This is a genomic window from Aliigemmobacter aestuarii, assembly GCF_004799285.1.
Classification (GTDB): Bacteria; Pseudomonadota; Alphaproteobacteria; order Rhodobacterales; family Rhodobacteraceae; genus Aliigemmobacter; species Aliigemmobacter aestuarii.
On sequence record NZ_SSND01000004.1, the window covers coordinates 264,581 to 290,462 of the forward strand.

Annotated in this window: 20 protein-coding genes; 14 read left to right on the forward strand and 6 right to left on the reverse strand. The window is 67.8% G+C overall.

The genetic code is table 11. The features are described 5' to 3' along the window. Nucleotides 1-148: 148 nt before the first annotated feature. Together E7811_RS14865 and E7811_RS14870 are read left to right on the forward strand one after the other, a co-directional pair. Nucleotides 149-1,159, forward strand: coding sequence for a GlxA family transcriptional regulator (locus tag E7811_RS14865; RefSeq protein WP_136395444.1), 1,011 nt, complete (start codon nucleotides 149-151; stop codon nucleotides 1,157-1,159). Between the two features lie 99 nt (nucleotides 1,160-1,258). Beyond that, nucleotides 1,259-2,401 carry an NnrS family protein gene (locus tag E7811_RS14870; protein WP_136395445.1) on the forward strand — a complete coding sequence of 381 codons (1,143 nt, stop codon included), beginning with the start codon at nucleotides 1,259-1,261 and terminating at the stop codon, nucleotides 2,399-2,401. On the opposite strand, the gene ric is transcribed toward E7811_RS14870, so the two are convergent. The 3 genes from ric to E7811_RS14885 are packed head-to-tail and all read right to left on the reverse strand — an operon-like array spanning nucleotide 2,386 to nucleotide 5,125. Next, nucleotides 2,386-3,063 carry an iron-sulfur cluster repair di-iron protein gene (ric, locus tag E7811_RS14875; protein WP_136395446.1) on the reverse strand — a complete coding sequence of 226 codons (678 nt, stop codon included), beginning with the start codon at nucleotides 3,061-3,063 and terminating at the stop codon, nucleotides 2,386-2,388. The two genes, E7811_RS14870 and ric, sit on opposite strands and share 16 nt — an antisense overlap. Then, a complete protein-coding gene (locus E7811_RS14880; RefSeq protein WP_136395447.1) occupies nucleotides 3,060-3,644 on the reverse strand; it encodes a UbiX family flavin prenyltransferase in 585 nt (194 codons plus the stop codon). The genes ric and E7811_RS14880 overlap by 4 nt, the downstream gene beginning before the upstream one ends. Beyond that, nucleotides 3,641-5,125, reverse strand: coding sequence for a UbiD family decarboxylase (locus tag E7811_RS14885; RefSeq protein WP_136395448.1), 1,485 nt, complete (start codon nucleotides 5,123-5,125; stop codon nucleotides 3,641-3,643). The genes E7811_RS14880 and E7811_RS14885 overlap by 4 nt, the downstream gene beginning before the upstream one ends. A 122-nt stretch (nucleotides 5,126-5,247) precedes the next feature. Between E7811_RS14885 and ubiT the strand changes: the two genes are divergently transcribed. The 3 genes from ubiT to ubiV are packed head-to-tail and all read left to right on the forward strand — an operon-like array spanning nucleotide 5,248 to nucleotide 7,667. Further along, nucleotides 5,248-5,784 carry a ubiquinone anaerobic biosynthesis accessory factor UbiT gene (gene ubiT / locus E7811_RS14890; RefSeq protein WP_136395449.1) on the forward strand — a complete coding sequence of 179 codons (537 nt, stop codon included), beginning with the start codon at nucleotides 5,248-5,250 and terminating at the stop codon, nucleotides 5,782-5,784. Beyond that, nucleotides 5,784-6,776, forward strand: coding sequence for a ubiquinone anaerobic biosynthesis protein UbiU (ubiU, locus tag E7811_RS14895; RefSeq protein WP_136395593.1), 993 nt, complete (start codon nucleotides 5,784-5,786; stop codon nucleotides 6,774-6,776). The genes ubiT and ubiU overlap by 1 nt, the downstream gene beginning before the upstream one ends. A 3-nt stretch (nucleotides 6,777-6,779) precedes the next feature. Next, the gene (ubiV, locus tag E7811_RS14900; RefSeq protein ID WP_136395450.1) at nucleotides 6,780-7,667 is read left to right on the forward strand and encodes a ubiquinone anaerobic biosynthesis protein UbiV; all 888 of its coding nucleotides are present in this window, start codon (nucleotides 6,780-6,782) and stop codon (nucleotides 7,665-7,667) included. On the opposite strand, the gene E7811_RS14905 is transcribed toward ubiV, so the two are convergent. Both E7811_RS14905 and E7811_RS14910 read right to left on the reverse strand, forming a co-directional pair. After that, nucleotides 7,664-8,404 carry a cyclic nucleotide-binding domain-containing protein gene (locus tag E7811_RS14905; protein WP_136395451.1) on the reverse strand — a complete coding sequence of 247 codons (741 nt, stop codon included), beginning with the start codon at nucleotides 8,402-8,404 and terminating at the stop codon, nucleotides 7,664-7,666. The genes ubiV and E7811_RS14905 overlap by 4 nt on opposite strands. 752 nt (nucleotides 8,405-9,156) lie before the next feature. Then, the gene (locus E7811_RS14910; RefSeq protein WP_136395452.1) at nucleotides 9,157-10,920 is read right to left on the reverse strand and encodes a nitrite reductase; all 1,764 of its coding nucleotides are present in this window, start codon (nucleotides 10,918-10,920) and stop codon (nucleotides 9,157-9,159) included. A 255-nt stretch (nucleotides 10,921-11,175) separates the two neighbouring features. Here E7811_RS14910 and E7811_RS14915 point away from each other — a divergent pair, with 255 nt between their 5' ends. The 8 genes from E7811_RS14915 (at nucleotide 11,176) to E7811_RS14950 (ending at nucleotide 23,232) form a co-directional block, all read left to right on the forward strand. After that, nucleotides 11,176-13,209 carry a NosR/NirI family protein gene (locus tag E7811_RS14915; RefSeq protein WP_168733047.1) on the forward strand — a complete coding sequence of 678 codons (2,034 nt, stop codon included), beginning with the start codon at nucleotides 11,176-11,178 and terminating at the stop codon, nucleotides 13,207-13,209. Further along, nucleotides 13,206-14,105, forward strand: coding sequence for an FAD:protein FMN transferase (locus tag E7811_RS14920; RefSeq protein WP_136395453.1), 900 nt, complete (start codon nucleotides 13,206-13,208; stop codon nucleotides 14,103-14,105). Before E7811_RS14915 ends, E7811_RS14920 begins: the two co-directional genes overlap by 4 nt. A gap of 226 nt (nucleotides 14,106-14,331) precedes the next feature. After that, nucleotides 14,332-16,053: an acetate--CoA ligase gene (gene acsA, locus E7811_RS14925; protein WP_136395454.1), complete on the forward strand. Its 1,722-nt coding sequence runs from the start codon at nucleotides 14,332-14,334 to the stop codon at nucleotides 16,051-16,053. Continuing rightward, on the forward strand, nucleotides 16,050-18,041 hold the full coding sequence (pdhA, locus tag E7811_RS14930) for a pyruvate dehydrogenase (acetyl-transferring) E1 component subunit alpha (protein WP_136395455.1): 1,992 nt from the start codon (nucleotides 16,050-16,052) through the stop codon (nucleotides 18,039-18,041). Before acsA ends, pdhA begins: the two co-directional genes overlap by 4 nt. Then, a complete protein-coding gene (locus tag E7811_RS14935) occupies nucleotides 18,038-19,279 on the forward strand; it encodes a dihydrolipoamide acetyltransferase family protein (RefSeq protein WP_136395456.1) in 1,242 nt (413 codons plus the stop codon). The genes pdhA and E7811_RS14935 overlap by 4 nt, the downstream gene beginning before the upstream one ends. Beyond that, nucleotides 19,276-19,524 (forward strand): acyl carrier protein, encoded by a 249-nt coding sequence (locus tag E7811_RS14940; protein WP_136395457.1) that lies wholly within the window; start codon nucleotides 19,276-19,278, stop codon nucleotides 19,522-19,524. Before E7811_RS14935 ends, E7811_RS14940 begins: the two co-directional genes overlap by 4 nt. A 10-nt stretch (nucleotides 19,525-19,534) precedes the next feature. Further along, nucleotides 19,535-21,364, forward strand: coding sequence for an ATP-dependent zinc metalloprotease FtsH (gene ftsH / locus E7811_RS14945; protein ID WP_449353877.1), 1,830 nt, complete (start codon nucleotides 19,535-19,537; stop codon nucleotides 21,362-21,364). Then, a complete protein-coding gene (locus tag E7811_RS14950; RefSeq protein WP_136395458.1) occupies nucleotides 21,361-23,232 on the forward strand; it encodes a PHA/PHB synthase family protein in 1,872 nt (623 codons plus the stop codon). Before ftsH ends, E7811_RS14950 begins: the two co-directional genes overlap by 4 nt. Nucleotides 23,233-23,268: 36 nt before the next feature. Here E7811_RS14950 and E7811_RS14955 read toward each other — a convergent pair whose 3' ends face one another. Next, nucleotides 23,269-24,192 carry a LysR substrate-binding domain-containing protein gene (locus E7811_RS14955; RefSeq protein ID WP_136395459.1) on the reverse strand — a complete coding sequence of 308 codons (924 nt, stop codon included), beginning with the start codon at nucleotides 24,190-24,192 and terminating at the stop codon, nucleotides 23,269-23,271. A gap of 93 nt (nucleotides 24,193-24,285) precedes the next feature. Between E7811_RS14955 and E7811_RS14960 the strand changes: the two genes are divergently transcribed. Next, entirely contained in the window at nucleotides 24,286-25,857 is a 1,572-nt protein-coding gene (locus E7811_RS14960) for a trimethylamine methyltransferase family protein (protein WP_136395460.1), read from the forward strand. The last annotated feature ends 25 nt before the right edge of the window (nucleotides 25,858-25,882 follow it).

Here is a 25,882-nt window from a genome sequence, read left to right on the forward strand (position 1 = left end):
GAGCCGTTTGGGGGCCGCATCGGTGCCGATTGCCGCCATGCCGGGCGGTCCTTTGCCCCGGCTTGCGGTTATGCTAGATTCGCGCGTCGGGCGGCATCCCGCGACCCTGTCGCGGCAACCGACCCTAAGGGAGTCGGACACCGGAAAGATGCAGGTCGAAAAACAGCCCCTGATCCCGCATGGCGCGGCCTTCTTCCAGACCTCGAACCGCGAGGCCCGGACGCGGCACTTTGCCTTTCTGCTGTGCCCCTCGTTCACGCTTCTGGCCTTCGCCTCGGCGCTGGAGCCGCTCCGGATCGCCAACCAGCTGTCGCAGCGGCCGCTTTACGACTGGACGACGCGTTCGGCGGATGGCGCGCCCGTGATCAGTTCCTGCGGCGTCAGCGTGGGCGTGGACGGGCCGCAGGCGGACCTTGACCGCGACGTGATCCTGATGGTCTGCGCGGGCAACCGGCCCGAGGCGGCGGGCGCGCGCGCCGTGGTGTCGGCCGTCACGCGGCATTTCCGCCACGGCGGGCGCATCGGCGGGCTTTGCACCGGGCCGATCGCGCTGGCGCGGGCGGGGCTGCTGAAGGGTCGGCGCTTTACCCTGCACTGGGAAAACCAGCCCGCCTTCCGCGAGAATTTCCCCGACCTGGACCCCAGCGAGAACAAGTTCGAGATCGACGACCGCGTGCTGACCTGCGGCGGCGGGGCGGCGGCGACCGACATGATGCTTGAGGTGATCGCGCAGGAACATGGCGAGGCCTTCGCGGCGATGGTGTCTGACATGTGCCTGCGCCGCGTGTCGGTCGGGCGCGACCTGCCGCAGCGCTCGCCGATTTCGGCCGTGGCGCAGACGCGCAATCCGGGCCTTGCGGCGATCGTGGAGCTGATGAAGCGGCACCGCGAGGACCCGCTGTCGATGGACGAACTGGCCGAACGGGTGGGATATTCCCGGCGGCATGTGGAACGGCTGTTCCTGTCGACCCTCGGCCAGCCGCCGGCGCGGTTTTATCTGAACCTGCGGCTGGATCATGCCCGCAACCTTCTGGCCAGCACCGACCTGAGCCTTGCCGAGGTCGCGGCGGCCTGCGGGTTTTCCTCGACCTCGCATTTCTCGAAATCCTTCGTGCGCCGCTTCGGCACGCCGCCAAGCCGGGTGCATTGCCGACTTTAGGCCACGGCGGGGCCGATTTCGCGGCCCGGCATTGACGCAAGTCAAGTCGCCCCGCCCCGAGCCTCGCAAGATGGGCGAAGGTAGGAACGGGAGCGCCGGATGGCGGGGATCGGGCCGGGGCAGGACAGCACCCCTGACATCGCGGGCAAGGGCGCCGGACGGGCGCGCAGCCTTGCCCGGCATCCCGCCGGGCCGTTCTTCGCGATTTCGGCGGGGCTGGCCATGGCGCTTCCGTGGCTGTGGCTTCTGCCCTTCGACGACCCCCGGCTGGTGCATCTGCGGCTCGGGCTGTTCGGCTTCGGTGGCGCAGCGATCCTGGGCTATGTGCTGACGGCCATGCCCGCCTGGACCCGGCGCGGGCCGGTCCTGCCGCTGGCCGCGCTCTGGATGCTGTTCCTGGCCGGACGGGTGGCGGCGCTGATCTGGCCCTGGGAAGCCTTGCCGGCGCTTCTGGCGCAGGTGGCCCTGGGGGGCGCGGTGCTGGCGCCGGTCGCGGCGGCGCGCCTTTGGGCGCGGCTGCCGCTGGCCGCGCTGCCGCTTCTGGCCGGGCTGGCCGAGGCGGGCGTGATCGCCGGTGCCGTTTCGCCAAGGAGCATCGTGCTGGCGATGGCCGTGCTTGTCCTGACCGTAGGAGGGCGGATTCTGCCCGCCTTTCTGGCCGCCGAGGCCGCGCGTCAGGGACGCGAACCAACTGCGCCGCGCCTGCCGCTCTGGCCCGCGCCGGTCGCCGCCGTCCTGGCAATGGCGTGGCCGCCCCTGGGCTGGCCCGCCCTCATGCTGGTCGCGGCGGTCATGGCGGACCGGCTGCGCCCTGTGCTGAGGCCGGGGGTAGGGGGCGCAAACCGGATGCTGGCGATTGGCTGGGCCTGGGTTCTGCCGGGGCTTGCCCTGTCGCTTCTCGCGGCCGAGGGGCCTGCGATGACGGCGGCTGAACACCTGATCACGACCGGTGCGATGGGGGGCACGATCATGGCCGTCGCGTCCCGCGCGGCGATGCGGCGGGCGGGCGGCGGCCTGCGGCCCGGCACCGGGCAGATGGCAGCCTTTGCCCTGATTGCCCTGGCCGCGGTCTTGCGCCCGATCGCAAGCCTGCCCGGGGCAGCGGCGGGATGGCTTGCCGCCTCGGGCCTTTTCTGGAGCCTTGGCTGGGCGCTGTTCCTGGTCGTCCACCTGTGCGCGATGGCGCGACCCGCGCCCTTTCCCGTTCTCAGCGCAAGGCGCGGCGCTCAGGCCGCTTCGTAGCGGGGAAACAGCACGTCGTTTTCAAGCCGCATGTGTTCCATCAGGTCGTCGCGGAACTTGGCCAGACCCGTGTAAAGCGCCGTCCAGCTGCGGCAGGCGCCTTCCGGCAGCGCCAGGTCGCGGGTGACCTTCAGCACGGCACGCAGCAGTCGGTCGGCTTCGTCATGTTCGTGGCGCATGCCGTTGATCGGGTGACGGATCATCGGGTTGCCGCCCGTCCTCATCATCGGGAACAGGATCTCTTCCTCTTTCATCATGTGGCTGTCCAGATCGTCGGCCAGCGCGATCAGCGCCTCGGTCAGGCCAAGCGGGGCCTCTTCGTGGTCGCCGTGCACGGTTTCCACCTTCTGCGCCAGCGGGATGAGCCATTCCAGCTCTTCGCGGTGCACGTCATGGAAGCGGGCAAGGATATGGTCGATCAGCGCCATCGTCTCGTCAGGCGCGGTGTTCGCCTGCCGGGCCAGAAGCGTTTCCAGCTCGGTCATCAGCGCGGCGAGGTCGGCGCCGTTATGGGCTGCGGCATCGGCGATCGTCTCGCCCCCGCCGCAGCAGAACCCGATGCCCGCGCGGCGAAAGACCTCGGTCGCGCCGGGCAGGCTGTCGGTGATGTCGCCGACACGGGAAGCGGGGGTGATCGCGGGGTGCAGGGTTTCGGTGGTCATGGCGTGTTTCCTTTGGGTTCTGGGGTCCAGGCCTGCGCCTGCGGCAAGCCGAGGCGCAGCAGATCCACCGCGCGAGCGGCGATCTGGGCGGTGATCTGCGCCGTCGTCTCGGGACGCAGGTAGAAGGCGGGAACCGGCGGCATCACCACCGCCCCCATTTCGGTGACGGCAGTCATGTTGCGCAGATGGGCCAGCGTCAGCGGCGCCTCGCGCGCCAGCAGGACCAGCGGGCGGCGTTCCTTCAGCTGCACGCTGGCGGTGCGCGTCAGCAGGTTGTCGTCCAGCCCATGGGCAATGGCGGCGAGGCTGCGCATCGAACAGGGCGCGACGATCATCCCCGCCACCGGGCACGAGCCCGAGGCGATGTCGGCCCCCAGGTCGATCACCGGATGCAGCCGGTGGGCAAGGCCTACCAGGGTCGATCGCGCCTCGGGGCCGATTTCCAGCGCCAGCGTACGTTCGGCCATCGGCGACAGCACCAGATCGACCTTCGCCCCCAGCCGTGACAGCACCCGCGCGCAATCCAGCGCCAGTGCCGCGCCCGAAGCGCCCGAGACCCCAAGGATGACCCGCCCCGTCATCGGCCGATTCCCCGCAGGATATCGGCCGCGCGCGCCTCATGCGCCGGATCAAGCGCCATGACCTGCCCCCATTCGCGGCTGGTCTCGGCCCCGATCTTGGTCGTCGCGTCGATTCCCAGCTTTCCCGCCAGCCCTTCGCGCGGCGAGGCGAAATCGAGATAATCCATCGGCGTGCCGTCAAGGATCATCACGTCGCGCGCCGGGTCCATCCGCGTGGCCATCGCCCAGGCGATGTCGTCCCAGTCGCGCGGGTTGATGTCGCGATCGACCACGACGATCGTCTTTGTATAGGAAAACTGCGCCAGCATCCCCCAGAGCGCCAGCATCACCCGCCGCGCCTGGCCGGGATAGCGCTTGTCGATCTGCACCACGGCCATGCGGTAGGAACAGGCAGCGGGCGGCAGCCAGAGGTCCGTCACCTCGGGGATCTGCGCGCGGATCACCGGCAGGGCGAGCGTGTTGAACACTTCGCCGATCACCGAGGGTTCATCGGGCGGCCTGCCGGTCACGGTGGTCAGGTACAGCGGATCGCGTCGGTGGGTGATCGCGCTGATCCGCATCACGGGGAAGGGCTCTACCGCGTTGTAGTATCCGGTGTGGTCGCCGAAGGGGCCTTCGGGCGCGGTTTCAGCCGGATCGACCCAGCCTTCCAGCACGATCTCGGCCTGGGCGGGCACCATCAGGGGGACGGTGCGGGCGGGCGCGACCTCGGTCCGGGCGCCGCGCAGCACACCCGAGAAGGTCAGTTCCGACACGGTTTCCGGCAGCGGCAGGGCGGCGGCCAGCAGCGTCGCGGGATCGGCGCCAAGGGCGATGGCCACGGGCATCGGCTGGCCCGAGCGCATCCAGCTTCGGTGATGGGCGGCCCCCCCGCGATGCGCCAGCCAGCGCAGGATCAGCCGGTCCGCGTCCAGGACCTGCGCGCGGTAGACGCCCAGGTTGTAGCGCGCAAGCTGCGCCGGATCGCTGCCTTCGGGGCGGGTGATGACCACGGGCCAGGTGATCAGCGGCCCGGCATCGCCCGGCCAGGGCGTCTGCACCGGCAGAAGTGTCAGGTCGGGGGGCGCGTCGACCTCTTGCACCGGGGCGCGGCGCAGGACGCGGGCACGGGTGGCCAGCGCGGCCTTCAGCATCGGCCAGCGCGACAGCGCGTCGCGCATCCCCTCGACCGGGGCGGGGCTGCGCAGGGCGGCCAGGAACTCGCCGAAGGCTGGCACCTCGCCGGGTTCAAGCCCAAGGCCCGCCGCGACCCGCGCAGGGGTTCCGAACAGGTTGGCGATCACCGGCATCCGGGCCGCCTTGCCCTGCCGGTGTGCCGCGTCGAACCGCAGGATCGGACCCTTCCGGCGCAGTGCGGCCAGCTGCACCGCCGTCATCTCGTGCCGCAGGTCCACGGGGGATTCCAGCCGCGCCAGATCGCCTTGCGCCTCGGCCCAGACAAGAAAGGCGCGCAGATCGGGAAAGACGGGAAGGGTTCGCATCATGGCCTCTTGATCGTCCCCAACCGGGTAACAGGCCGATCCGCGATGTGACTTGACAATTATCAATCCATGCCGGGGCCGCAGTTGCTAGACCATTCCCGACAAGCCAGAACGGAGCGCCGATGCCCGCCGATCTTCCCGTGCTGCCGGGCCTTTTAGGCCTCGCGCTGCGGCCCCTGCCGCTGTTCCCGCTGAACCGTGTCCTTGCCGCGCTGACCCGCCGGATGGTGGCCGAACACCCCGTGATCCTGCGCAGGCTTGGCGACCATGCCGACCGGCGTTTCCTGATCGACGTGACCGACCTGCCGCATGTCTTCCTGCTGCATCCGGCCTCGGCCGGGCTGACGGCACGCCGCCGGCATGACCTGCCGCCGCATGACGTGCGCCTGACCGGAACGCTGGCCGCGTTCCTTGCGATGATGCACGGCGCCGAAGATGGTGATGCGCTGTTTTTCTCGCGCGATCTGGCGGTCGAGGGCGACACATCGGCGGTGCTGGCGCTGCGCAATGCGATGGATGACGCGGAACTGGACCTGAGCGAGGAACTGGCCGCCCTGGCCGGGCCTTTCGGTGCCCCGGTGCGCCGGGTCGTGGCGCGGGCGGAACGGATCAGCGGTCTGGCGCTGCACCGCATGGACGGGACGGAGGACTTGGCATGATGGAACTGGTCTGCCCGGCAGGGACACCCGCGGCCTTGCGCGCGGCGGTCGAGGCGGGAGCGCATGCCGTCTATTGCGGCTTTGCCGACGAAACCAACGCGCGGAACTTTCCGGGGCTCAACTTCACGCGCGAGGACATGGCCGAGGCGGTCGCCTTCGCCCATCGGCGCGGCGCGAAGGTGCTGGTGGCCATCAACACCTTTCCGCGTGCCGGGGCCGAACCGCTGTGGCACCGCGCGCTGGCCGATGCCGAACAGGCGGGGGCCGATGCGGTGATCCTCGCCGATATCGGGCTTCTGGCCCATGCGGCCGAACATCACCCCGGCCTGCGCCGACACCTTTCGGTGCAGGCCGCTGCCGCCAACCCGGACGCGATCAACCTTTATGCCGAAGCCTTCGGTGTCAGGCGGGTCGTGTTGCCGCGCGTCCTGACCGTGGCCGAGATTGCCGCGATCAACCGCGAGATCGACGTCGAGACCGAGGTTTTCGTCTTTGGCGGGCTTTGCGTGATGGCCGAGGGGCGCTGTTCGCTGTCGTCCTACGCCACGGGGCAGTCGCCCAACATGAACGGGGTCTGTTCGCCCGCAAGCCATGTCGCCTATTCCGACGATGGCCGCGACCTGACGGCACGTCTGGGCGGGTTCACCATCCACCGCACGCCGAAGGGCGCGCCCGCACCCTATCCGACGCTGTGCAAGGGTTGCTTCACCTCGGCCGACGGGAAGGGGGCCGCGCAGACCGGCCACATCTTTGAAGACCCAGTCAGCCTCGATGCCACCGACCTGATCCCGCAGCTTGCCCGTGCGGGTGTCCGGGCGCTGAAGATCGAGGGGCGGCAGCGGTCGCGGGCCTATGTGGCGCAGGTGGTGCGCGCCTTCCGCGCCGCCGTCGAGGCGCAGGCCGCAGGCCAGCCCCTGCCGCGATCCGCCCTGGCCCGTCTGACCGAAGGCCAGGCCGCGACCACCGGCGCCTATGCCAAGACCTGGAGATAAGTCATGGACCTGACCGTTGGACCGAACCAGTTCTTCTGGACCGCCGAGGCTGTGTCGTCCTTCCATGCCGGATTGTGCGACAGTCCCGCCGCGCGCGTCGTTCTGGGCGAGCTTGTCTGTTCCAAGCGGCTGCCCTTCTGGCAGGACGCCATCCCCCCGGCGGTCGAGGCGCTTCTGGCCGCTGGCAAGGATGTCGCGCTGACCACGCTGGCGCTGATCACGCTGAAACGCGAACGCAAGCTGACGTCGGACCTGTTCGACATGGGGTTGCCGGTCGAGATCAACGACCTTTCCGCGCTGAACCATCTGCCGGCGGGGCGGGAATTCTGGGTGGGGCCCCTGGTCAATGTCTACAACGAAGGCACCCTGCGCTGGCTGGCGCGGCGTGGCGCGCGCCGGGTCTGTCTGCCCCCGGAACTGCCGCTGGCGTCGATCGCCGTCCTTGCCGCCGCCGCGCGCGACGAGGGCGTCGCGGTCGAGGTCTGGGGCCACGGGCGCGTTCCGCTGGCGATTTCGGGGCGGTGCTATCACGCGCGCCTGCACGACCGGGCGAAGGACAGTTGCCAGTTCGTCTGCGGCGATGACCCGGACGGGCGCGACGTCGATACGGTCGACGGCCAGAAATTCCTGACCGTCAACGGCGTGCAGACCCTGAGCCAAAGCATCGCCAGCATGGCCCGGCAGGTCGAGGCGCTACGCGAGGCGGGCGTGTCATCGCTGCGCATCTCGCCCCAGACAGGGGATTTCGCGGCGATCCTCGCAGGTTACGCCGACTGCATCGCGAACCGGCTTTCGGGGGCGGATCTGGCGCGGGCGCTGGTTCCTCTGGTGCCGGGCGGCCGCCTCTCTGACGGCGCCGGGGCCACGGGGGCGGCCTGGTCGGGTGGCTAGGTCAGCGGGCCAGGCAGGCCCACGCCGGAACTGCCACCGGGGGCGTCCGGGCCGTCGATCAGGATGTCGGGCTGGACAAAGGCCAGAAGCCGCGCGCGGTCGGTGATCGTCACCGATTGCCCCGTCACGCTGACGCCTTCCTCCACCAGCGACCGCAGTCCGCGCGACAGGTTCTCGGGCGTCATGCCCAGGAACGAGGCGACGTGGCGTTTTTCGACCTGCAACTGGTACTGGTCGGCGTTGTCGACAAGGCGCGACTGGTCCAGCAGATAGGCCGCGATCCGTTCGCGGGTGTTGCGCAGCTTCAACCCCTTGGCATGGCGCACCATGCGCCTGAAATCCCCGGCCAGTTCGTCGATGATGGTGACCGCGAAATCCGGGTCCCGGCGGAAGATCGCGCGCAGGTCGGGGGCGGGCAGCAGCACGACTCGCGCGGGTTGAAGCGCGCGCGCCGACATCAGAAAGGGCGCGTTCTTGATGCAGGCGGCCAGGATGAAGGTCTCGACCGGGCGGATCACGCCCATCGTGCATTCACGCCCCTTCCACTTGGCATACATCTCGATCGCGCCCTCGATCACCACGAACAGGTGATCGGCTGGCGCGCCCTGTTCGATCAGCACATCGCCCGCAGAAAACTGCGCGATCGTGGCGCCCTGCATCAGCTCTTCGAAATGACCCGAGGTCATGTTCCGGAAAAGCGGCAGGCGGCGGATGTAGATCAGTTGTTGCTGAAGCATTTGAGACGGGAACTCGACGGAAGAAGCCGCTGAATGACATGACAGAAACGGGGACCGTAATCCAGCGTGTCGCGGCGGATGCCCAGGTTTCGGAATGGCGGCCGCAAGGCCCGGCCGCGCCGGAGTGAATGAATGTTGCGAATGAATTGATAAAAATCAATTCACTGCGGCGGTGGCCTGCTAAGGTCGACAGGTGCCGGGGGCACTGTCCTGCCGTCCACACAAGGGCCGCGTCCTGCATGGGGCGGCGGTGGCCGGGGTCCCGGGGGGAGGCGTCCCTGACCCGCCCGGCGCTTGTGGCGGATGGCAGGGCAGGCCGGCATCGGCGGGGAAGCGGCAAACTTCCCGCCAGCACTCACGGAAGCAGCCGCAGGTCATGCGGACAATCTCGGCCCTCTCTGGCGGAAGCTCAGGCACAGGGGGCGAATTACAGGGGTCGGATGCGATCGGGTCGATGGCATTTGACCCTTTCTTTTTTCCTGTGCCCCGGATGCATGCCCAAGACGGCCCGTCGGCAGGCTTCGCGGAGCCGCAGGCGGCCCGGCGGACCTGCGCGGATTGATGATTGTCAACCGAATGTTCTGGCGATCCTGCCGGGCGGGCCGTGGCCGATGCGCCACGCAGGGACAGGGGCCAGGAAGAAAAAAGGACCGCGCCGCCCTTCGGGCGCGCGGTGATCCAAAGACGGCCCGGCGGTGGTGAGGCCGCAGGGGGATGTGGCGGGCGCCCGTTTCCAGGCGCCCGCCGGTCGATCAGTAGATGTCCTTCTGGGTGTTCAGGACGTTGAACTTGCCGGTCGGCGTGATCAGGCGCGGGTCCTTGATCACGTGCTTCAGTTCCAGCGTCTTGTCGTCAACCACGACGATGGCGCTTTCCTTGTCCTTCGCGTTCCAGACCGAGAACCACACTTCGGTGCCCTGCTTGTTGAACTCGGGCTGCACCACGCGCGGCTGGCCATCGGCAATGCCGGCCCATTCGCCGATCGGAAGCGTGGTGTATTCCGGATCCACGTTCGGGTCGCCGCCCATCTCGTCGATCTTGAACACCGCCACGCTGGACGAGGTTTCGGCATCGGGGTTCAGCGTCGCGTCGACGTAGAGGTGCTTCGATTCCGGGTGGGTCTTGATGAACAGCGAACCACCGCCCAGGGCATAGAAGCTGTCGACGATCTTCCAGGCCTGATCCGGATGACCTTCCGGGTCGGTCCCGATCAGCGCCACCGATTCATCGCCGAGGTGCGAGGTCGCCCAGACCGGACCATAGGCCGGGTGGGTGAAGTTCGCACCGCGACCCGGGTGGGGCGTGGCCCCGCCGGTATCGACCAGCGCCGTCAGCTTGGAGTCCTTGGTGTCCACGACCGCGATCTTGTTGCGGGCGTTGGCGGCCACCATGAAGTAGCGGTGGGTGCTGTCCAGACCACCGTCATGCAGGAAGCGTTCGGCTTCGATTTCGGTCGTCTTCAGGTTCTTCAGGTCGGAATAGTCGACCATCAGGATCTTGCCGGTTTCCTTCACGTTGACGATGAATTCCGGCTTGTAGTGCGACGACAGGATCGAGGCCACGCGGGGCTCCGGGTGGTAGGTCTGTTCGTCATAGATGTTGCCGCGGGTCGATACGATCTTGAGCGGTTCCAGCGTGGCGCCGTCCATGATCACGTATTGCGGCGGCCAGTAGGACCCGGCGATCGCATACTTGTCTTCCCAGCCCTCGAATTTCGAGGTTTCCACCGACCGCGCTTCAGAGCCGACCTTGATCTCGGCCACGGGGGCGGGTTTTTCCATCCAGAGGTCGATCATCGTGACCTTGGCATCGCGGCCGATCACGAACAGGTAACGGCCCGAAGCCGAGATGCGGCTGATGTGGACGGCGTAGCCGGTCTTGATGACTTCCTTGATCTCATAGCTGTTGCCATCAATCAGGGCGATCTCGCCCGCGTCACGCAGCGTGACCGACATCAGGTTCTCGATGTCGATGTCGTTCATCTTCTCTTTCGGCCGATCTTCCGGCGCGACCAGAACCTTCCAGCTGTCCTTCATTTCCGGCATGCCGAATTCCGGCGGCGCGGGCGGTTCGATCAGCAGGTAGCGGGCCATCAGGTCCACGTCGGCTTCGGACAGTTCGCCCGAGGTGCCCCAGTTCGGCATCCCGGCCGGCGAGCCGTAGGTGATGAAGCTTTGCAGGTATTCATAGCCCGCCTCACGGGTGATATCCGTGGTCAGCGGCTTGCCCGTGGCACCCTTGCGCAGCACGCCGTGGCAGCCAGCGCAGCGTTCGAAATAGATCTGGGTGGCGCGCTGGAATTCCTCGCCGGTGATGACCGGATCATCCGGCTTGCGGCCGGGGATCTCAACCTGCAGCTGGCCAAGCGTGGTCATCGACGGTTCGTAGGCGGCTGCGGGACCATCGCCGTGATCGGCGGGTTTTTCCTGCGCCAATACCGGCGCGGCCAGCCCCCCCAGAAGCAGCGCGACGCTACTCCACAGCAGGGTCCTGGATGTGGTCTGGCGGGTGGGCATCTGATTCTCCTTTGATCCGAGTTGCCATTGCCCTTTTGCCCGCGCCTCGAGATGGAGGCCTTGATTTTTGTTAATTCGCATCATCAATCGTTCAATTCGCCTGTTCCGGACGTTTCCGAGGCGGGGTTGTGGCCTCGCATTGTCCGGCAATCCGGTTCTTTCGCAACGGGCTGCGGAAATCTTCTGATCTTGATAAATGTTAAGGAAACGCCGGGGTGGGCGGCTATGACTGGTCCGATCTGGGGACCGATGCACATGATCACAGCCGGACTGCGCCTTATCTTTATCCTTCTGCTGGGCCTGATGTCCTTGCAGCCCTTCGGGACCGCCTCGGCCGAGGGGGTCGCGGCCGAGGCTCCGGATCGCGAAACCGTCGCGGCGCTGGTCGGCCTTTCCGGTCCGCTCACGCTTCAGCGGATCGACGAGGGCATTCCGGGCTGGACGGTCCTGAAGGATGGACGGATTGTCGCGCATCTGGGTTCGACCTGGGAAATCGCCGGATCGGTCGGCTATTCCGGGCGGCCGATCGACGTGCTTCTGGCGATCTCGCCGGATGCGCGCGTGATCGGCGCGCGGCTCCTGCGGCACAATGAACCCGTGCTGACGCTTGGCATATCGGACGCGGATATCACCGCTTATGTCGAAGGGTTCGTCGGTCTTGACCTTGCCAACGAGACGACGGGCGCGATCGATGCGGCCCTGCCCGACATCATCAGCCGCGCGACGGTGTCCACCGGGGTGTTGCGCGACAGCATCCTGCGCACCGCGCGGATCCTTGCGGTGGGGCGGGGGGTGATTTCGGGCGGCGCGGTGGATCGCACAACCTTTGAGGTGACCGACTGGGCCGGGCTTCTGGCAATGGGCGCGCTGGCCGAAACCCGTGTGACGATGACCGAGGCGGCCGAGGCGCTGGCAGGCGCGAAAGTGGCGGTGACGCCGTCCGATCAGCCCTTCCTGCACCTCTGGACCGGGGTGATCGACACGCCGACGGTCGGGGCCAACCTGCTTGGCAACCTCGAATTCGGGCGCGCGATGGGTGGGATCGGCCCGAGAGATTCAGCACTGCTGATCGCCTCCAGCGGACTCTTTTCGCCACGCGGCACCGACTGGAAAAAGACCGGCGTCTTCGAACGGATCACGGTTGTGCAGGGGGATCGGCGCTGGCAACCCGATGCCGATGCCTTCCGGTCGATCAAGAAGCTTGTGCTGGCCGACGCGCCCGAGATGAAAGAGATCAGCGTCTTTGCCCTTCCCCCCGCGATCGACCCCGCGCGCCCCGTCACGATCGAGGTGCAGGTGACCCGGCCCAAGGACGGCGGCGGAGAGGTGGGGTTCACCGTGGCCTTGCCCTATGCGCTGCCCGATGCCTTCCGGGCGGCGACCGCCGAACCCGAGGCGCTGTGGCGGCAGATCTGGGAAGACAAGCGGCCGCAGACGGTTCTTGTCGGACTGATGCTGGTCGTGCTGGCCGTCATCCTGTTCGCGCAAGAGGCGATCACTCGCCGGCCGCGCCTGTGGCGGGGGCTGAGGCTGGGTTTCCTGGGCGTCAGTTTCTTTGTCCTGGGGCTGGGGCTGAACGGGCAGCTTTCGGTCGTGCAGGTGATTGCGTTCCTGCACTCGCTGCTTGGCGGTTTCCGCTGGGAGACCTTCCTGATCGAACCGGTGATCTTCCTTTTGTGGTCGTTCACCGCGCTTGGCCTGCTGTTCTGGGGGCGCGGGGTCTATTGCGGGTGGCTTTGCCCCTTCGGCGCCTTGCAGGAACTGATGAACGCCGCCGCCCGCCGGTTCGGCATCCGCCAGATCGCCGTGCCCCAGTCGCTGCACGAAAGGCTGTGGGCGATCAAGTACACGCTGTTCGTGGCCATCGTGGCGCTGTCCTTCTATTCAATGCATGACGCGCTGGTGATGGCCGAGGTTGAACCGTTCAAGACCGCGATTTCCATGCGTTTCATGCGGGCCTGGCCGTTCCTTTTGTTCGTGGCGGCCATCCTGTTCATGGGGCTTTTCATCGAACGGTTCTACTGCCGCTATCTCTGCCCGCTTGGTGCGGGGCTGGCCATTCCGGCCAAGCTCAAGATCTTCGACTGGCTGCATCGCAGGCCGCAATGCGGACGCGAATGCCGGTTGTGCGAAACGCAATGCACCGTGGGTGCGATCGACGCGATCGGCCGGATCAACCCCAACGAGTGTGTCCTGTGCCTGCGCTGTCAGGTGACGATGAACGACGCCACGCAATGCCCTGTCCTGAAACGCCGCGCCCGCACCCAGACGGAGTCCGCCACGCCATGACCGACCGAACCCTTTCCACCCGCCGCCGCTTTCTTGCGATTTCCGCCGCCGCCGCGATGGCCCCGTCAGCGGCCCTTCCGGGCGATGCGTCGCGGGTCTGGACGGGCAGGGGGCTTGGCGGGGCGCTGTCCGTCCGGCTCGACGGGGTGACGCCGGGCCGGATGCAGCGCCTGGCCGCGCGGATCGAGGCGACGGTCGACCGCGTGGAACGCCAGTTTTCGCTGTATCGCGATTCGGACCTGACGCGATTGAACCGGGACGGCCGTCTGTCGCACCCGTCGGATGACGTGCTGTCCCTGTTCGATCTGGCCGACCGCGTGCATCGGGCGACCGGGGGCGCTTTCGATCCCACGGTGCAACCGGTCTGGGCCGCGCTGGCCCGGTCGGGCGATGTGGCGGGTGCGCGCCGTCTGGTGGGCTGGGACCGGGTCCGGTTCGACCCTGACGAGATCCGCCTTGAACCGGGGATGGCGCTGACATTCAACGGCATCGCGCAAGGCTGGGCGGCGGACCGCGTGGCCGATGCGCTGCGGGCCGAGGGGTTGGAAAACATCCTGATCGACATGGGCGAGATCCTTGGGCTGGGCACCGCTTCGACCGGTGCGCCCTGGCGTGCGTCGATCCTGTCGCCGCATGGGGCAAGTGTCGGACAGGCCCGGTTGCATGACCTTGCGCTTGCCACATCCTCGCCCCTTGGCACGACGATCGCCGGCGGTGCGGGCCACATCCTGCATCCGCTGGGCCTTGCAGCGGTCTGGTCGACGGTGTCCGTCTCGGCCCCGCAAGCGGCTGTTGCCGATGCCCTGTCGACGGCCTGCTGCCTGCTGCCCGAAGACGGGATCGACCGGGCGATGCAGGCCTTTCCCGGTGCGCGCTGCGAGGTCGCGGTGGCCTGAGACATCGGGCGGCCTGTTCCCGTTTCCCCGGAAACGGGCGGCCGCAGTCGCCGGACGGGCATGATTCGCCCGATCCGGCATGACCTGTATCAAAGTCAGGGCGGCGCGAGTGGTCGAAACTGGAACATGTTTCCGGTGAGGCCCCGCCGCGCCGTGCCCTTGGCACCCGCGCAGGCGGCCTGAGCGTAACCGTTCCTCTGACCAGCGATCATCGGAAAGGGCCAGGATGACCCATGCGATCATTCCCAGGGCTGCATCGCGGCGCGATGCCACTTCGCTGCCCACCGGTTGGGTGGCGGCGCGCGCGCGTCTGGATGGCCTGCCGGGCGGCGGGCTGAATATCGCGCACGAGGCGGTGGATCGCCATGTCGCGGCGGGCCACGGTGCGCAGGCCGCGCTGATCTGGCTCGGGCGCGAGGGCGAACGGCAGGAACTGAGCTATGCCGACCTTGCCGCCGATGCCGCGCGCTTTGCCCATGTGCTGCGCGCGCATTCCATCGCGCCGGGCGAGCGGATGTTTCTTCTGGCCGGGCGCGTCCCCGCGCTTTACGCCGCGACGCTTGGCGCGATGAAGGCCGGGGTGGTCGTCAGCCCGCTGTTTGCCGCCTTCGGCCCCGAACCGGTCCGCGCGCGGATGGAAATCGGCGAGGCCAGTGTTCTGGTCACGACGGCGAGCCACTACGCGCGCAAGGTGGCCCCGTGGCGCGACAGCATGCCGGGGCTTCGTCTGGTGCTGATCATCGGGGACGAGGCGCCCGAGGGCTGCGTTGCCCTTGGTCCGGCGATGGCCGCCGCCCCGGACCGTTTCGACACCCATCCGACCCGGCCCGAGGACATGGCGCTCTTGCATTTCACGTCCGGAACAACGGGCCTGCCAAAGGGCGTGGTCCATGTGCATGAGGCCGTCGTCGCCCATGCCGAGACGGGGCGGCTCGCGCTCGATCTCGGGCCGGGCGACATCTACTGGTGCACGGCCGATCCCGGCTGGGTCACGGGGATGAGCTATGGCATCGTCTCGCCCCTCTGCAACCGCGTCACCATGATCGTGGACGAGGCGGAATTCGACCTGGACCGCTGGTATGCGATCCTGGAACGCGAAAGGGTGCAGGTCTGGTACACCGCGCCGACCGCGATCCGCATGATGATGCGGGCAGGTGCCGAGGCGGCGGCGGGGCGCGATTTTTCGGCCCTGCGGTTCCTCGCCTCGGTCGGCGAGCCGCTGAACGCGGAATGTGTGATCTGGGGGCAGCAGACCTTCGGGCTGCCGTTCCATGACAACTGGTGGCAATCCGAAACCGGCGGCATCATGATCGCCAACACCCCTGACATGGACATCAAGCCCGGTGCGATGGGAAAGCCGCTGCCGGGGATCGCGGCGGGGATCGTCGGACGCGAGGGCGACGGCATCGCCGAACTGCCCGACGGCGCGATCGGCGAACTGGCCTTGCGGCCGGGCTGGCCGTCGATGATGCGCGCCTATCTGGGCCAGCCCGAACGTTATGCGAAATGCTTCGTCGGCGGCTGGTATCTGACAGGCGATCTGGCGATGCGGGACGGCGACGGATATTTCTGGTTCGTCGGCCGGGCCGATGACCTGATCAAGTCCTCGGGCCACCTGATCGGCCCGTTCGAGGTGGAAAGCGCCTTGATCGAACATCCCGCCGTGGCCGAAGCCGCCGTGATCGGTATCCCCGATGAAACCGCGGGCGAGGTGGTCAAGGCCTTCGTCACGCTGAAGGCGGGGTTCACCCCCGACGAGGCGCTGGAACGCGAATTGCGCGGCCATGCCCGCAAGCGGCTGGGTCCGGCGGTTGCGCCCCGAGAAATCGTGTTCCGCGAAAGCCTGCCGCGCACACGGTCGGGCAAGATCATGCGCCGCCTCTTGCGGGCCCGCGAACTGGGCCTGCCCGAGGGCGATCTGTCGACGCTGGAGGGGGATTCCAGATGAGCAAGGTGAAACTCGGCCATGACCATGCGCGCGACCTGTTGCGCGGCATGATCCGCATCCGCCGGTTCGAAGAGAAATGCTTTGAACTCTACACCCAGGAAAAGATCCGCGGGTTCCTGCATCTTTACGATGGCGAAGAGGCCGTCGCGGTCGGAGTTTCGGCCGCGCTTGCGCCGCGTGACCGGGTGGTTTCGACCTATCGCGAACATGGCCATGCGCTGGCCCGCGGGATGAGCATGGAATCCGCGCTGGCCGAGATGTACGGCAAGGCCACCGGATGCGCGGGCGGGCGCGGCGGGTCGATGCACCTGTTCGACGCGGAAACCAACCTTTACGGTGGCAATGCGATCGTCGGCGGCGGGCTGCCGCTGGCGGTGGGTCTGGGCCTGGGCGACCGGATGCAGGGGCAGGACGCGGTGACGGTCTGTTTCTTCGGCGATGGCGCCCTGGCCGAGGGCGAGTTTCACGAAGCGATGAACCTGGCCGCGCTCTGGCGGCTGCCGGTGCTGTTCGTCCTTGAAAACAACCTTTACGCCATGGGGTCGGCTGTGGCGCGGGTTCAGGCGAACACCGATTTCACGACCCGCGCGGCGGGCTACGGGATGCCCGCGGAAAGCGTCGACGGCAATGACGTGGTCGCGGTCGAGGCCGCGGCGCGCCGGCTGGTCGAGGCGATCCGGGCGGGCGAGGGGCCGCGGTTTCTGGAATGTCGCACCTATCGCACGCGCCCCCATTCGATGTTCGACGCCGAGAAATACCGCGGCAAGGCCGAGGTGGCGGAATGGCGGGCGCGGTCGCCGATCACGCGCTTCCAGGGCTGGCTTGTGGAAAACGGCCTGATCCATCAGGACGAGGTCGCCGCCATCGAGGCCGAGGTCGAGGCGCAGCTCGCCAATGCCGTGGCCGCCTGTGAACAGGCCCCTTGGGAGGCGGTCGAGGATCTGGAGCGCCACGTCATGGCCGAAACCCGGCCCGCGCCGCCGGTTCCGCCCGCGCCCGGCGCGGCCGTCGACAGCACCTATCGCGACTGCTGCCGCGCCGCCATCACCGAGGCGCTTGAGAAGGACCCGCGCGTTTTCATGATGGGCGAGGACATCGGCGCCTATGGCGGGTGCTATGCGGTGTCGATGGGGCTGCTCGCCCGGTTCGGGCCGGACCGCATCCGCGACACGCCGCTTTCGGAATCGGGCTTTACCGGGGCGGGGATAGGCGCGGCGCTGGCGGGCATGCGCCCGATCGTCGAGATCATGACGGTCAACTTCTCGCTTCTGGCGCTGGACCAGATCCTGAACACCGCCGCCACCATCCGCCACATGTCGGGCGGCCAGTTCGGGGTTCCCCTTGTGATAAGGATGGCGACGGGGGCGGGGCGGCAGCTTGCGGCGCAGCATTCCCATTCGCTGGAAAGCTTCTTTGCCCATATCCCAGGCTTGCGGGTCGTGGCGCCGGCGACGCTGGAGGACGCGCGCGGGATGCTGTGGACAGCACTTCAGGACCCGGATCCGGTAATCATCCTCGAACATGTCATGCTCTACAACATGGCCGGGAAGATCGCCGAAAATGCAGGTCCCGTGGACATCGACCGCGCGGTCGTGCGGCGAAAGGGGCGCGATGTCACGCTGCTGGCCTGGTCGAACTCGCTTTGGAAGGCGCTGGAGGCCGCGGGCGAACTGGCGGGCGAGGGGATCGAGGCCGAGGTGATCGACCTTCGGTCGCTTCGGCCGCTGGACGACGAGACGATCATGGCGTCGGTCGCGCGCACGCGTCGCGCGGTGGTGATCGACGAAGGCTGGCGCACCGGTTCGCTTTCGGCCGAGATCGCGGCGCGGGTGCAGGAAACCTGTTTCTGGCATCTGGATGCCCCGGTCGCGCGGGTCTGTTCGGCCGAGGTGCCGGTGCCCTATCCCCGGCACCTTGAAACCGCCGCGCTGCCGCAGGTGGCCGATATCGTGGCCACGGCCCGCGCCTTGCCGGGGGTGCGGGGATGAGCGTCTTTGCCATGCCATCGCTTGGCGCCGACATGGAGGCGGGCACGCTTGTCCAGTGGCTGGTGAATCCGGGCGACCGGGTGACGCGCGGCGATGTCGTGGCGGTGGTCGAGACCCAGAAGGGCGCGATCGAGATCGAGATCTTCGAGACCGGCGAGATCGCGGAACTGCTGGCCGACCTTGGCCAGACCCTGCCGGTGGGCGCGCCTTTGGCACGGCTGGCCACTGGCGAGGACGAAGCACCCTTGGCTGTGGCGAAACCTGCGGCAGGACCAACTGCAGCACCGGCGGCCGCGTCGGCTGCGCCGCCCTCTGCCACCGAACCGCCTGCGCCGGTTGAAGTGGCGGTTTTGCCCCTATCCGCCGTGCCACCGGCCCCGGTTGGGGGTGTTGTGGCGGCCTCGCCCGCCGCGCGGACACGGGCGGCGGAGGCGGGGCTGGCCCTTGCCGCGGTGTCAGGCACCGGCCCGCAAGGCGCGGTGTTGCTGGGTGATGTGGAACGCCATCTGGCGGCTGGTCCCGCCCCGGTGGCGGATACGGTCGCGGCCCCGCCGAAAGGCAAGCCGAGGTTGGACATGGCCGAAATGCGCCGCGCGATCGCCGCCGCCATGACCCGCGCCAAGCGCGAGATCCCGCATTACTACCTCACGCACGAGATCGACCTTCAGGCCGCGCAAGACTGGCTGGCGGCCACCAACGCCAGCCGGACGCCGGACCGGCGGCTGCTGATGGGGGCGCTTCTGGTGCGCGCCACGGTCAGGGCCCTTGCCAAGGCGCCAGAGCTGAACGGGCGGTTCGAGGCCGAACCCTATGCGCCCTCTGGCCCCGTCCATTGCGGGCTGGCGGTGGCCCTGCGCGGGGGCGGGCTGATCGCCCCGGCGATCCTCGATGCCGCAGAGAAAGGTGTGGAGGCGATCATGGAGGCGATGCGCGACCTTGTCACGCGCACCCGCGCGGGCCGTCTGCGCAACAGCGAACTGACCCAGGGCACGATCACCATTTCAAGCCTGGGCGAAACCGGGGTCGATGCGCTGACCGGGGTGATCTATCCGCCGCAGGTGGCGCTGGTGGGCTTCGGCGCGCCGCGCGTCCGCCCGATGGTCCGCGACGGCCGGATCGAACCGCGCCTTGCCATCACCGTCAGCCTTGCCGCCGATCACCGCGTCAGCGACGGCCGACGGGGCGCGGCCTTCCTTGCCGCCATCGACCAGATCTTGCAGGAGCCCGAAACCCTATGACACCAGCAGACATCCGCACGGCCTTTGTCGATGACCTCGTCATGGTCGCGCCCGACCTTGACCCGGGGGCGATCGGCGACCACGATCATCTGCAAGAGGACCTCGGCCTTGATTCCATGGATTTCCTGAACCTCGTGGCGGCGCTGCACAAACGGTTCGGGCTGCCGATCCCCGAGGCCGATTATCCAAGGCTTGCCACACCGTCCAAGGCGGTGGCCTACCTGACCGAAATGCTGGCGGCCTGACCGCCCCGCGATGAAGGCGACGATGGACCGCAAGCAGCAACTGCACCTCTGGTATTTCCTCGCGGCCTTCATGGGCCTTCTGGTTGTGCAGTCGTGGCTGTCGCAGGCGTCCGTCACGCAACGCATCCCCTACAGCACCTTCCTCGAACATCTGGAGGCCGGGCGCATCGCCTCGGTCACGGTCAGGCCCGAACAGATCGACGGGCGCTATGCCGATCCGATCGACGGCAACACCCATTTCATCACCAACATCGTGCCGCCGGACCTGACCGACCGGCTGGAACGGTCGGGGGTGGAATTCGACGGGACGGTGCAGAACACCTTCCTTGCCACGCTTCTGTCCTGGATCGTGCCGGTACTTCTGATCTTCGCGCTGTGGAGCTTCTTCTTGCGCCGGGTGATCGAACGGCAGGGCATGGGCGGGATGATGAGCGTGGGCAAGTCCCGCGCCAAGGTCTATGTCGAACGCGACACGGGCGTGACCTTCGATGATGTCGCGGGCGTGGACGAGGCCAAGGCCGAACTGAAGGAGATCGTCGATTTCCTGAAGGAACCGAAGAAATTCGGCCGCCTTGGCGCACGCATCCCCAAGGGCATCCTGCTGACCGGGCCGCCGGGCACGGGCAAGACGCTGTTCGCCCGCGCCATTGCCGGCGAGGCGGGGGTGCCGTTCTTTTCGATCTCGGGCAGCGAGTTCGTCGAGATGTTCGTGGGCGTGGGGGCCGCACGGGTCCGCGACCTGTTCGAACAGGCCCGCAAGGCCGCGCCCTGCATCATCTTCATCGACGAGCTGGACGCCCTGGGCCGGCGTCGCGGCATCGGCGGCTTTGGTAGCGGCCATGACGAGAAGGAACAGACGCTGAACCAGCTTCTGGCCGAACTGGACGGGTTCGACCCGCGCGACGGCATCGTGCTTCTGGCGGCCACGAACCGGCCCGAGATCCTCGATCCGGCGCTGATGCGGGCGGGCCGGTTCGACCGGCAGGTGGTGGTGGGCCGTCCCGACAAATCCGGCCGCGCGGCCATCCTTCGGGTGCATCTGCGCAAGATCGCGGTCGATCCCGCGCTTGATCCTGATGCGGTGGCCGCGCTGACGCCCGGCTTTACCGGGGCGGAACTGGCAAATCTGGTGAACGAGGCGGCGATCCATGCCACAAGGCGCGGTGCCCGCAAGGTCGGTTTGGATGACATGACCTCGGCGCTGGAGCGGGTGGTCGCGGGGATGGAACGCAAGGGCCGCCTGCTGACGCCGCGCGAACGCGAAACCGTGGCCTGGCACGAGATGGGCCATGCGCTGGCCGCCGCGCGCCTGCCGGGGGCGGACCCGGTGCACAAGGTGTCGATCATCCCGCGCACGATCGGCGCGCTTGGCTACACGATGACCCGGCCGACCGAGGACCGGTTCCTGATCACGCGGAGCGAGCTGGAAAACCGCATGGTGATGCTGCTGGCCGGGCGCGCCGCCGAACAGATCCGCTTTGCCGAAGTGTCCACCGGGGCCGCCGACGATCTGGTGCGTGCAACCGACATCGCCCGCCAGATCGTGACCCGCTTCGGCATGCACGAAACGGTGGGCCAGGCGGTTCTGGAACAGGACCGTGGCGGATACCTGGGCGAGGACCGGCTGGCCTTCACCCCCCGCGATCATTCCGAGGCGACGGCGCGCGAGGTGGACCTTGCCGTGCGCGACCTGCTGGACAGCGCCTACCGGCGCGCGCTGGCGCTGCTGGAAGGCTGCCACGCCGACCTTGAAGCCGGGGCGCGGCTTCTTCTGGAACGCGAGACGATCACACCCGCCGAATTCCCGGCTCTCAGGCAAAGGGAGGCCGCCGCCGCATGACCCGCAAGCCCACCCGATCCCGCGTCAAGGGGGCCAGCCGCCCCAATCCGGAAACGCCGCCGGTGGCGCAGACCCTGCCCGCCGTCCTGCCGCAGCCCAAGGCGCCCGACAACGGCGGCACCGTCACGGTGCGCGAGACGGCCGATCCCCACCCCCATGCCGCCCTTGACCGCAGCGCGATGGCCAGCATCGCGCGCCTGACCGGGGGCATCTCGCCGCATGCGATCGTCGATGCCTGGAACGACTGGGCCATGCATCTGGCCCGCGCGCCGGGGCGGCAGCTTGAACTGATCGAGCGGGCGCAGTCGAACTGGATGAAGATCGCGCAATACACGGTGGATGCCCTGACCGGGCAGAAACCGGCAAAGCCCTTCCAGCCCGGCCCGAACGACACGCGCTGGTCGCACGGCGGGTGGGATCGCGCGCCGTTTTCGATCTGGCAGCAGGGGTTTCTGGCGACGCATGACTGGTGGGATGCGGCCACCTCGAACCTGCGCGGGTTGCGCCGCCAGAACGCCGAACGCACCGGGTTCATGATGCGGCAGCTTCTGGATACCGTGTCGCCATCGAATTTCCCGCCGGGCAATCCGGAAATCCTGGAAAGCACGGTCCGGACGGGCGGGCGCAACCTGTTCGAGGGCGCGGTGCATTACGCCGACGACCTGCGCCATGTGCTGACCCAGGAACGCCGCCCGGTGCCCGAAAGCCATGCCCTGGGCAAGGTGCTGGCGGCCACCCCCGGCGAGGTCGTCCATCGCAACGACCTGATGGAGCTGATCCAGTATGCGCCCACCACGGGCGAGGTCCGGCCCGAACCGGTGCTGATCGTGCCTGCATGGATCATGAAATATTACATCCTCGACCTGTCGCAGCACAACTCGTTCATCCGGTGGCTGGTCGGCCAGGGCTACACGGTGTTCTGCATCTCGTGGCGCAATCCGGGGGCGGAACGCGCCGAACTGTCGCTTGAGGATTACCGGAAGCAGGGCGTCATGGAGGCGCTTGAAGTGATCAACGCCATCGTGCCGGGCGAAAAGGTCCATGCGAATGGCTATTGTCTGGGCGGCACGCTTCTGGCCATCGCTGCGGCGACGATGGCGCGCGATGACGACGACCGGCTGGCTTCGGTCACGCTGATGGCGGCGCAGGTCGATTTCGCCGAGGCGGGCGAGCTTTTGCTGTTCCTCGACGAAAGCCAGGTCGCCTTCCTGGAAGACATGATGTGGGCGCAGGGCTATCTGGACCGGCCGCAGATGTCGGGCGCCTTTGCCGCGATCCGGTCCGAGGACCTGATCTGGTCGCGCGCCGTGCGGCGCTACTACCTGGGCGAACCCGACCTTCCCACCGATATCGGCGTCTGGGTCAATGACACCACGCGGATGCCCGCGCGGATGCATTCCGAATACCTGCGCGGGGTCTTTCTGGAAAACCGCCTGTCGGCCGGGCGGTTCGCTGTCGAGGGCCGGGTGATCGCGCTGAAGGATATCGCCTCGCCGATGTTCGTGGTCGCGACCGAGGCCGACCACATCGCGCCGTGGCGGTCGGTCTACAAGACCGCGCTGTTCACCGATTGCGATCTGACCTTCCTTCTGACGAAGGGCGGGCATAACGGCGGCATCTTGTCAGAGCCGGGTCACCCGGGGCGGCATTACCGCATCGGCCACCGCCCGGCGGGGGGGCACTACCGCGGCCCGGACGGCTGGCTGGCCGACCATGAACCGCAACCGGGATCATGGTGGCCGGAATGGGCGCGCTGGCTGGACGCGCACAGTGGCGTCGTCGTTCCCGCGCGCGATCCTAAGGCGGGGGCTGCGCGGGGCTATCCGTCGCTGGGGTCCGCGCCGGGCCATTACATCCACCAGATGTGACCGGGTGCCAGGGCACGCGGCCTTCGGGGCGCGCCTTCAGGGCGTGCCCGATGTCCCAGGGCGCTGATCCAGAAGCCAGTCGCGCACGTCCTGCGCCGCGCGCGACAGCGCAGCATCCCTTGGCCAGACCACGTGAAAGCCTTTCCCCGTGGTCAGCATGTGATCGGTCAGGCGCACCAGCACCCCCTTGGCCACCAGCCCCTCGACCAGGTGCCGCCAGCCAAGCGCCACGCCCTGGCCCTCGATCACAGACTGGACGACCAGAACATAGTCGTTGATCGACAGCCCGCGCGGGACGCGCTTGCCCTCGATCCCGACGGAGGCGAACCAGTCCTTCCAGGTCGCGGCGGAACGGAACGGTTCTTCCAGATGGATCAGCTGATGGGCCAGAAGATCGGCGGCGACCTCGGGCCGGTCGCGCCCGGCCAGGTATCCCGCCCCGCAGACCGGAAAGATCTCTTCGGGCGCAAGCGGTTCGGATTGGTACTGCGGCCAGTCGCCGGGATCGCCGCCCCGGATGCCCAGGGGGATGCCTTCGCCCACGAGGTCCAGATTGCGGTCGGCCGTCTGGATGCGCAGGTCCACGCGCGGCAGGTCTGCCCGGAACCGGGCCATGCGGGGCACCATCCAGAAGGCCGCGAAGGCCGTCGAACAGGACAGCGTCACATGGCTTCCGGTCGCGACCGCACGCAGGTTCTGCGCCGAACGCTGGATGTGCGACAGGCCGATCGACACGTCGGCGTGAAACCTTTCGCCGGCCTCGGTCAGGCGCACGCGCCGGTGTTCGCGCAGGAACAGCGGGCTGCCCAGATGATCCTCAAGACTGCGGATCGCGTAGGAGACGGCCGCCTGCGTCATCCCCATTTCGCGCGCGGCGGCGGTAAAGCTGGAAAGTCGCCCCGCCGCTTCGAACACGACAAGGCTATTGATCGAGGGCAGGAGGCTGCGCAGGGTTTCCATAAGTGCAGTCTATCAATTTGATGAAAGTTTTCCAGCGTTACGAGATATTCGGAAAAGCCTAGCTTGTTCGTGATTTTTTGGGCGGGGGATGCAATGCCGGATGGGGATATCGCAGCACGGGATGGAAAGCGCCAGCGTGGCGGGCGGACGCAGCGCCGCGAAACCCGGTCGGGCGGCGGGCAAGCGGCACAGCGGCCCTACATCGTCCGGAACATCCCGACCTACGACATCCTGTCAGAGGAAAGCCTGTCGCGGATCGAGGCGACGGCCGACCGCATCCTTGCCGAGATCGGGATCGAGTTGCGCGACGACGCCGAGGCGATGCAGCTTTACCGCAAGGCAGGTGCCAGCGTGACGGACATCGGCCCCGATGTCTGGAGGCTGAAGTTCGAACCCGGGATGCTGCGCGAGATCCTGAAAACCGCGCCCGCCGAATTCACCCAGCACGCCCGCAACCCCGACAGATCGGTGCGGATCGGTGGCCGCAACGTCGTCTTTGCGCCGTCCTACGGGTCGCCCTTCGTGATGGATCTGGACCGCGGCCGCCGCTACGGCACGATCGAGGATTTCCGCAACTTCGTGAAGCTCAGCCAGTCGTCACCCTGGCTGCACCATTCCGGCGGCACGGTGTGCGAGCCGACCGATGTGCCGGTGAACAAGCGGCATCTGGACATGGTTTATGCCCATATCCGCTATTCCGACCGGGCGTTCCTGGGGTCGATCACCGCGCCGGAACGGGCCGCGGACAGTGTCGAGATGTGCCGCATCCTGTTCGGCGCGGATTTCGTCGACAGCCATTGCGTGATCATGGGCAACTTCAACACGACCTCGCCCCTGGTGCTGGACGGCGTGACGACCGCGGGTATCCGCACCTATGCCGCGGCAGGGCAGGGGTCCATTCACCTGCCTTTCCTGCTGGGCGGCGCGGTGGCGCCCCTGACCACGGCGGGCATGGTGGCGCAGGGTCTGGCGGAGTCGCTGGCCTCCTGCGCACTGACGCAGCTTGTGCGCCCCGGTGCCCCGGCGATCCTCGCCAGCTTCTTTTCGTCGATGTCGCTCCGGTCCGGTTCGCCCACCTTCGGCACGCCGGAACCCGCGATCGGGTCGCTTGTCATGGGGCAGTTGGCGCGTCGGCTGAACCTGCCCTTGCGCTGCGCGGGGAATTTCAGCACCTCGAAACTGCCCGACGGGCAGGCGATGCAGCAAAGCATGATGTCGATGATGTCGGCTGTGCAGGGGGGCGCGAACTATGTGCTTCACTCGGCGGGTTTCCTCGATGGCCTCTTGTCGATGTCCTACGAAAAGCTGGTGATGGACACCGACATGTGCGGCGCGCTTCATGCCTATCTGGACGGGGTCGAGGTGAACGAGGATACGCTGGCTTTCGACGCGCTGGCGGAACTTGGCCCGGGACAGCACCTGTTCAGCACCCAGCACACGCTGCGCCATTACGAGACCGCCTATTGGGACAGCGCGCTGGATGACAACCAGCCCTTCGAGACCTGGAGCGAACAGGGCGGCCTCGATTCCGCCGTGCGGGCCAATGCCCGCTGGAAAAAGCTGCTGCGCGAATACGAGGCGCCGCCGCTGGACGAGGCTGTCGACGAGGCGCTGCTGGATTTCATGGCACGCCGGAAGGAAGCCGTGCCCGACATGTGGTACTGACCGGCCGAAGACGGTTCTCGGGGCG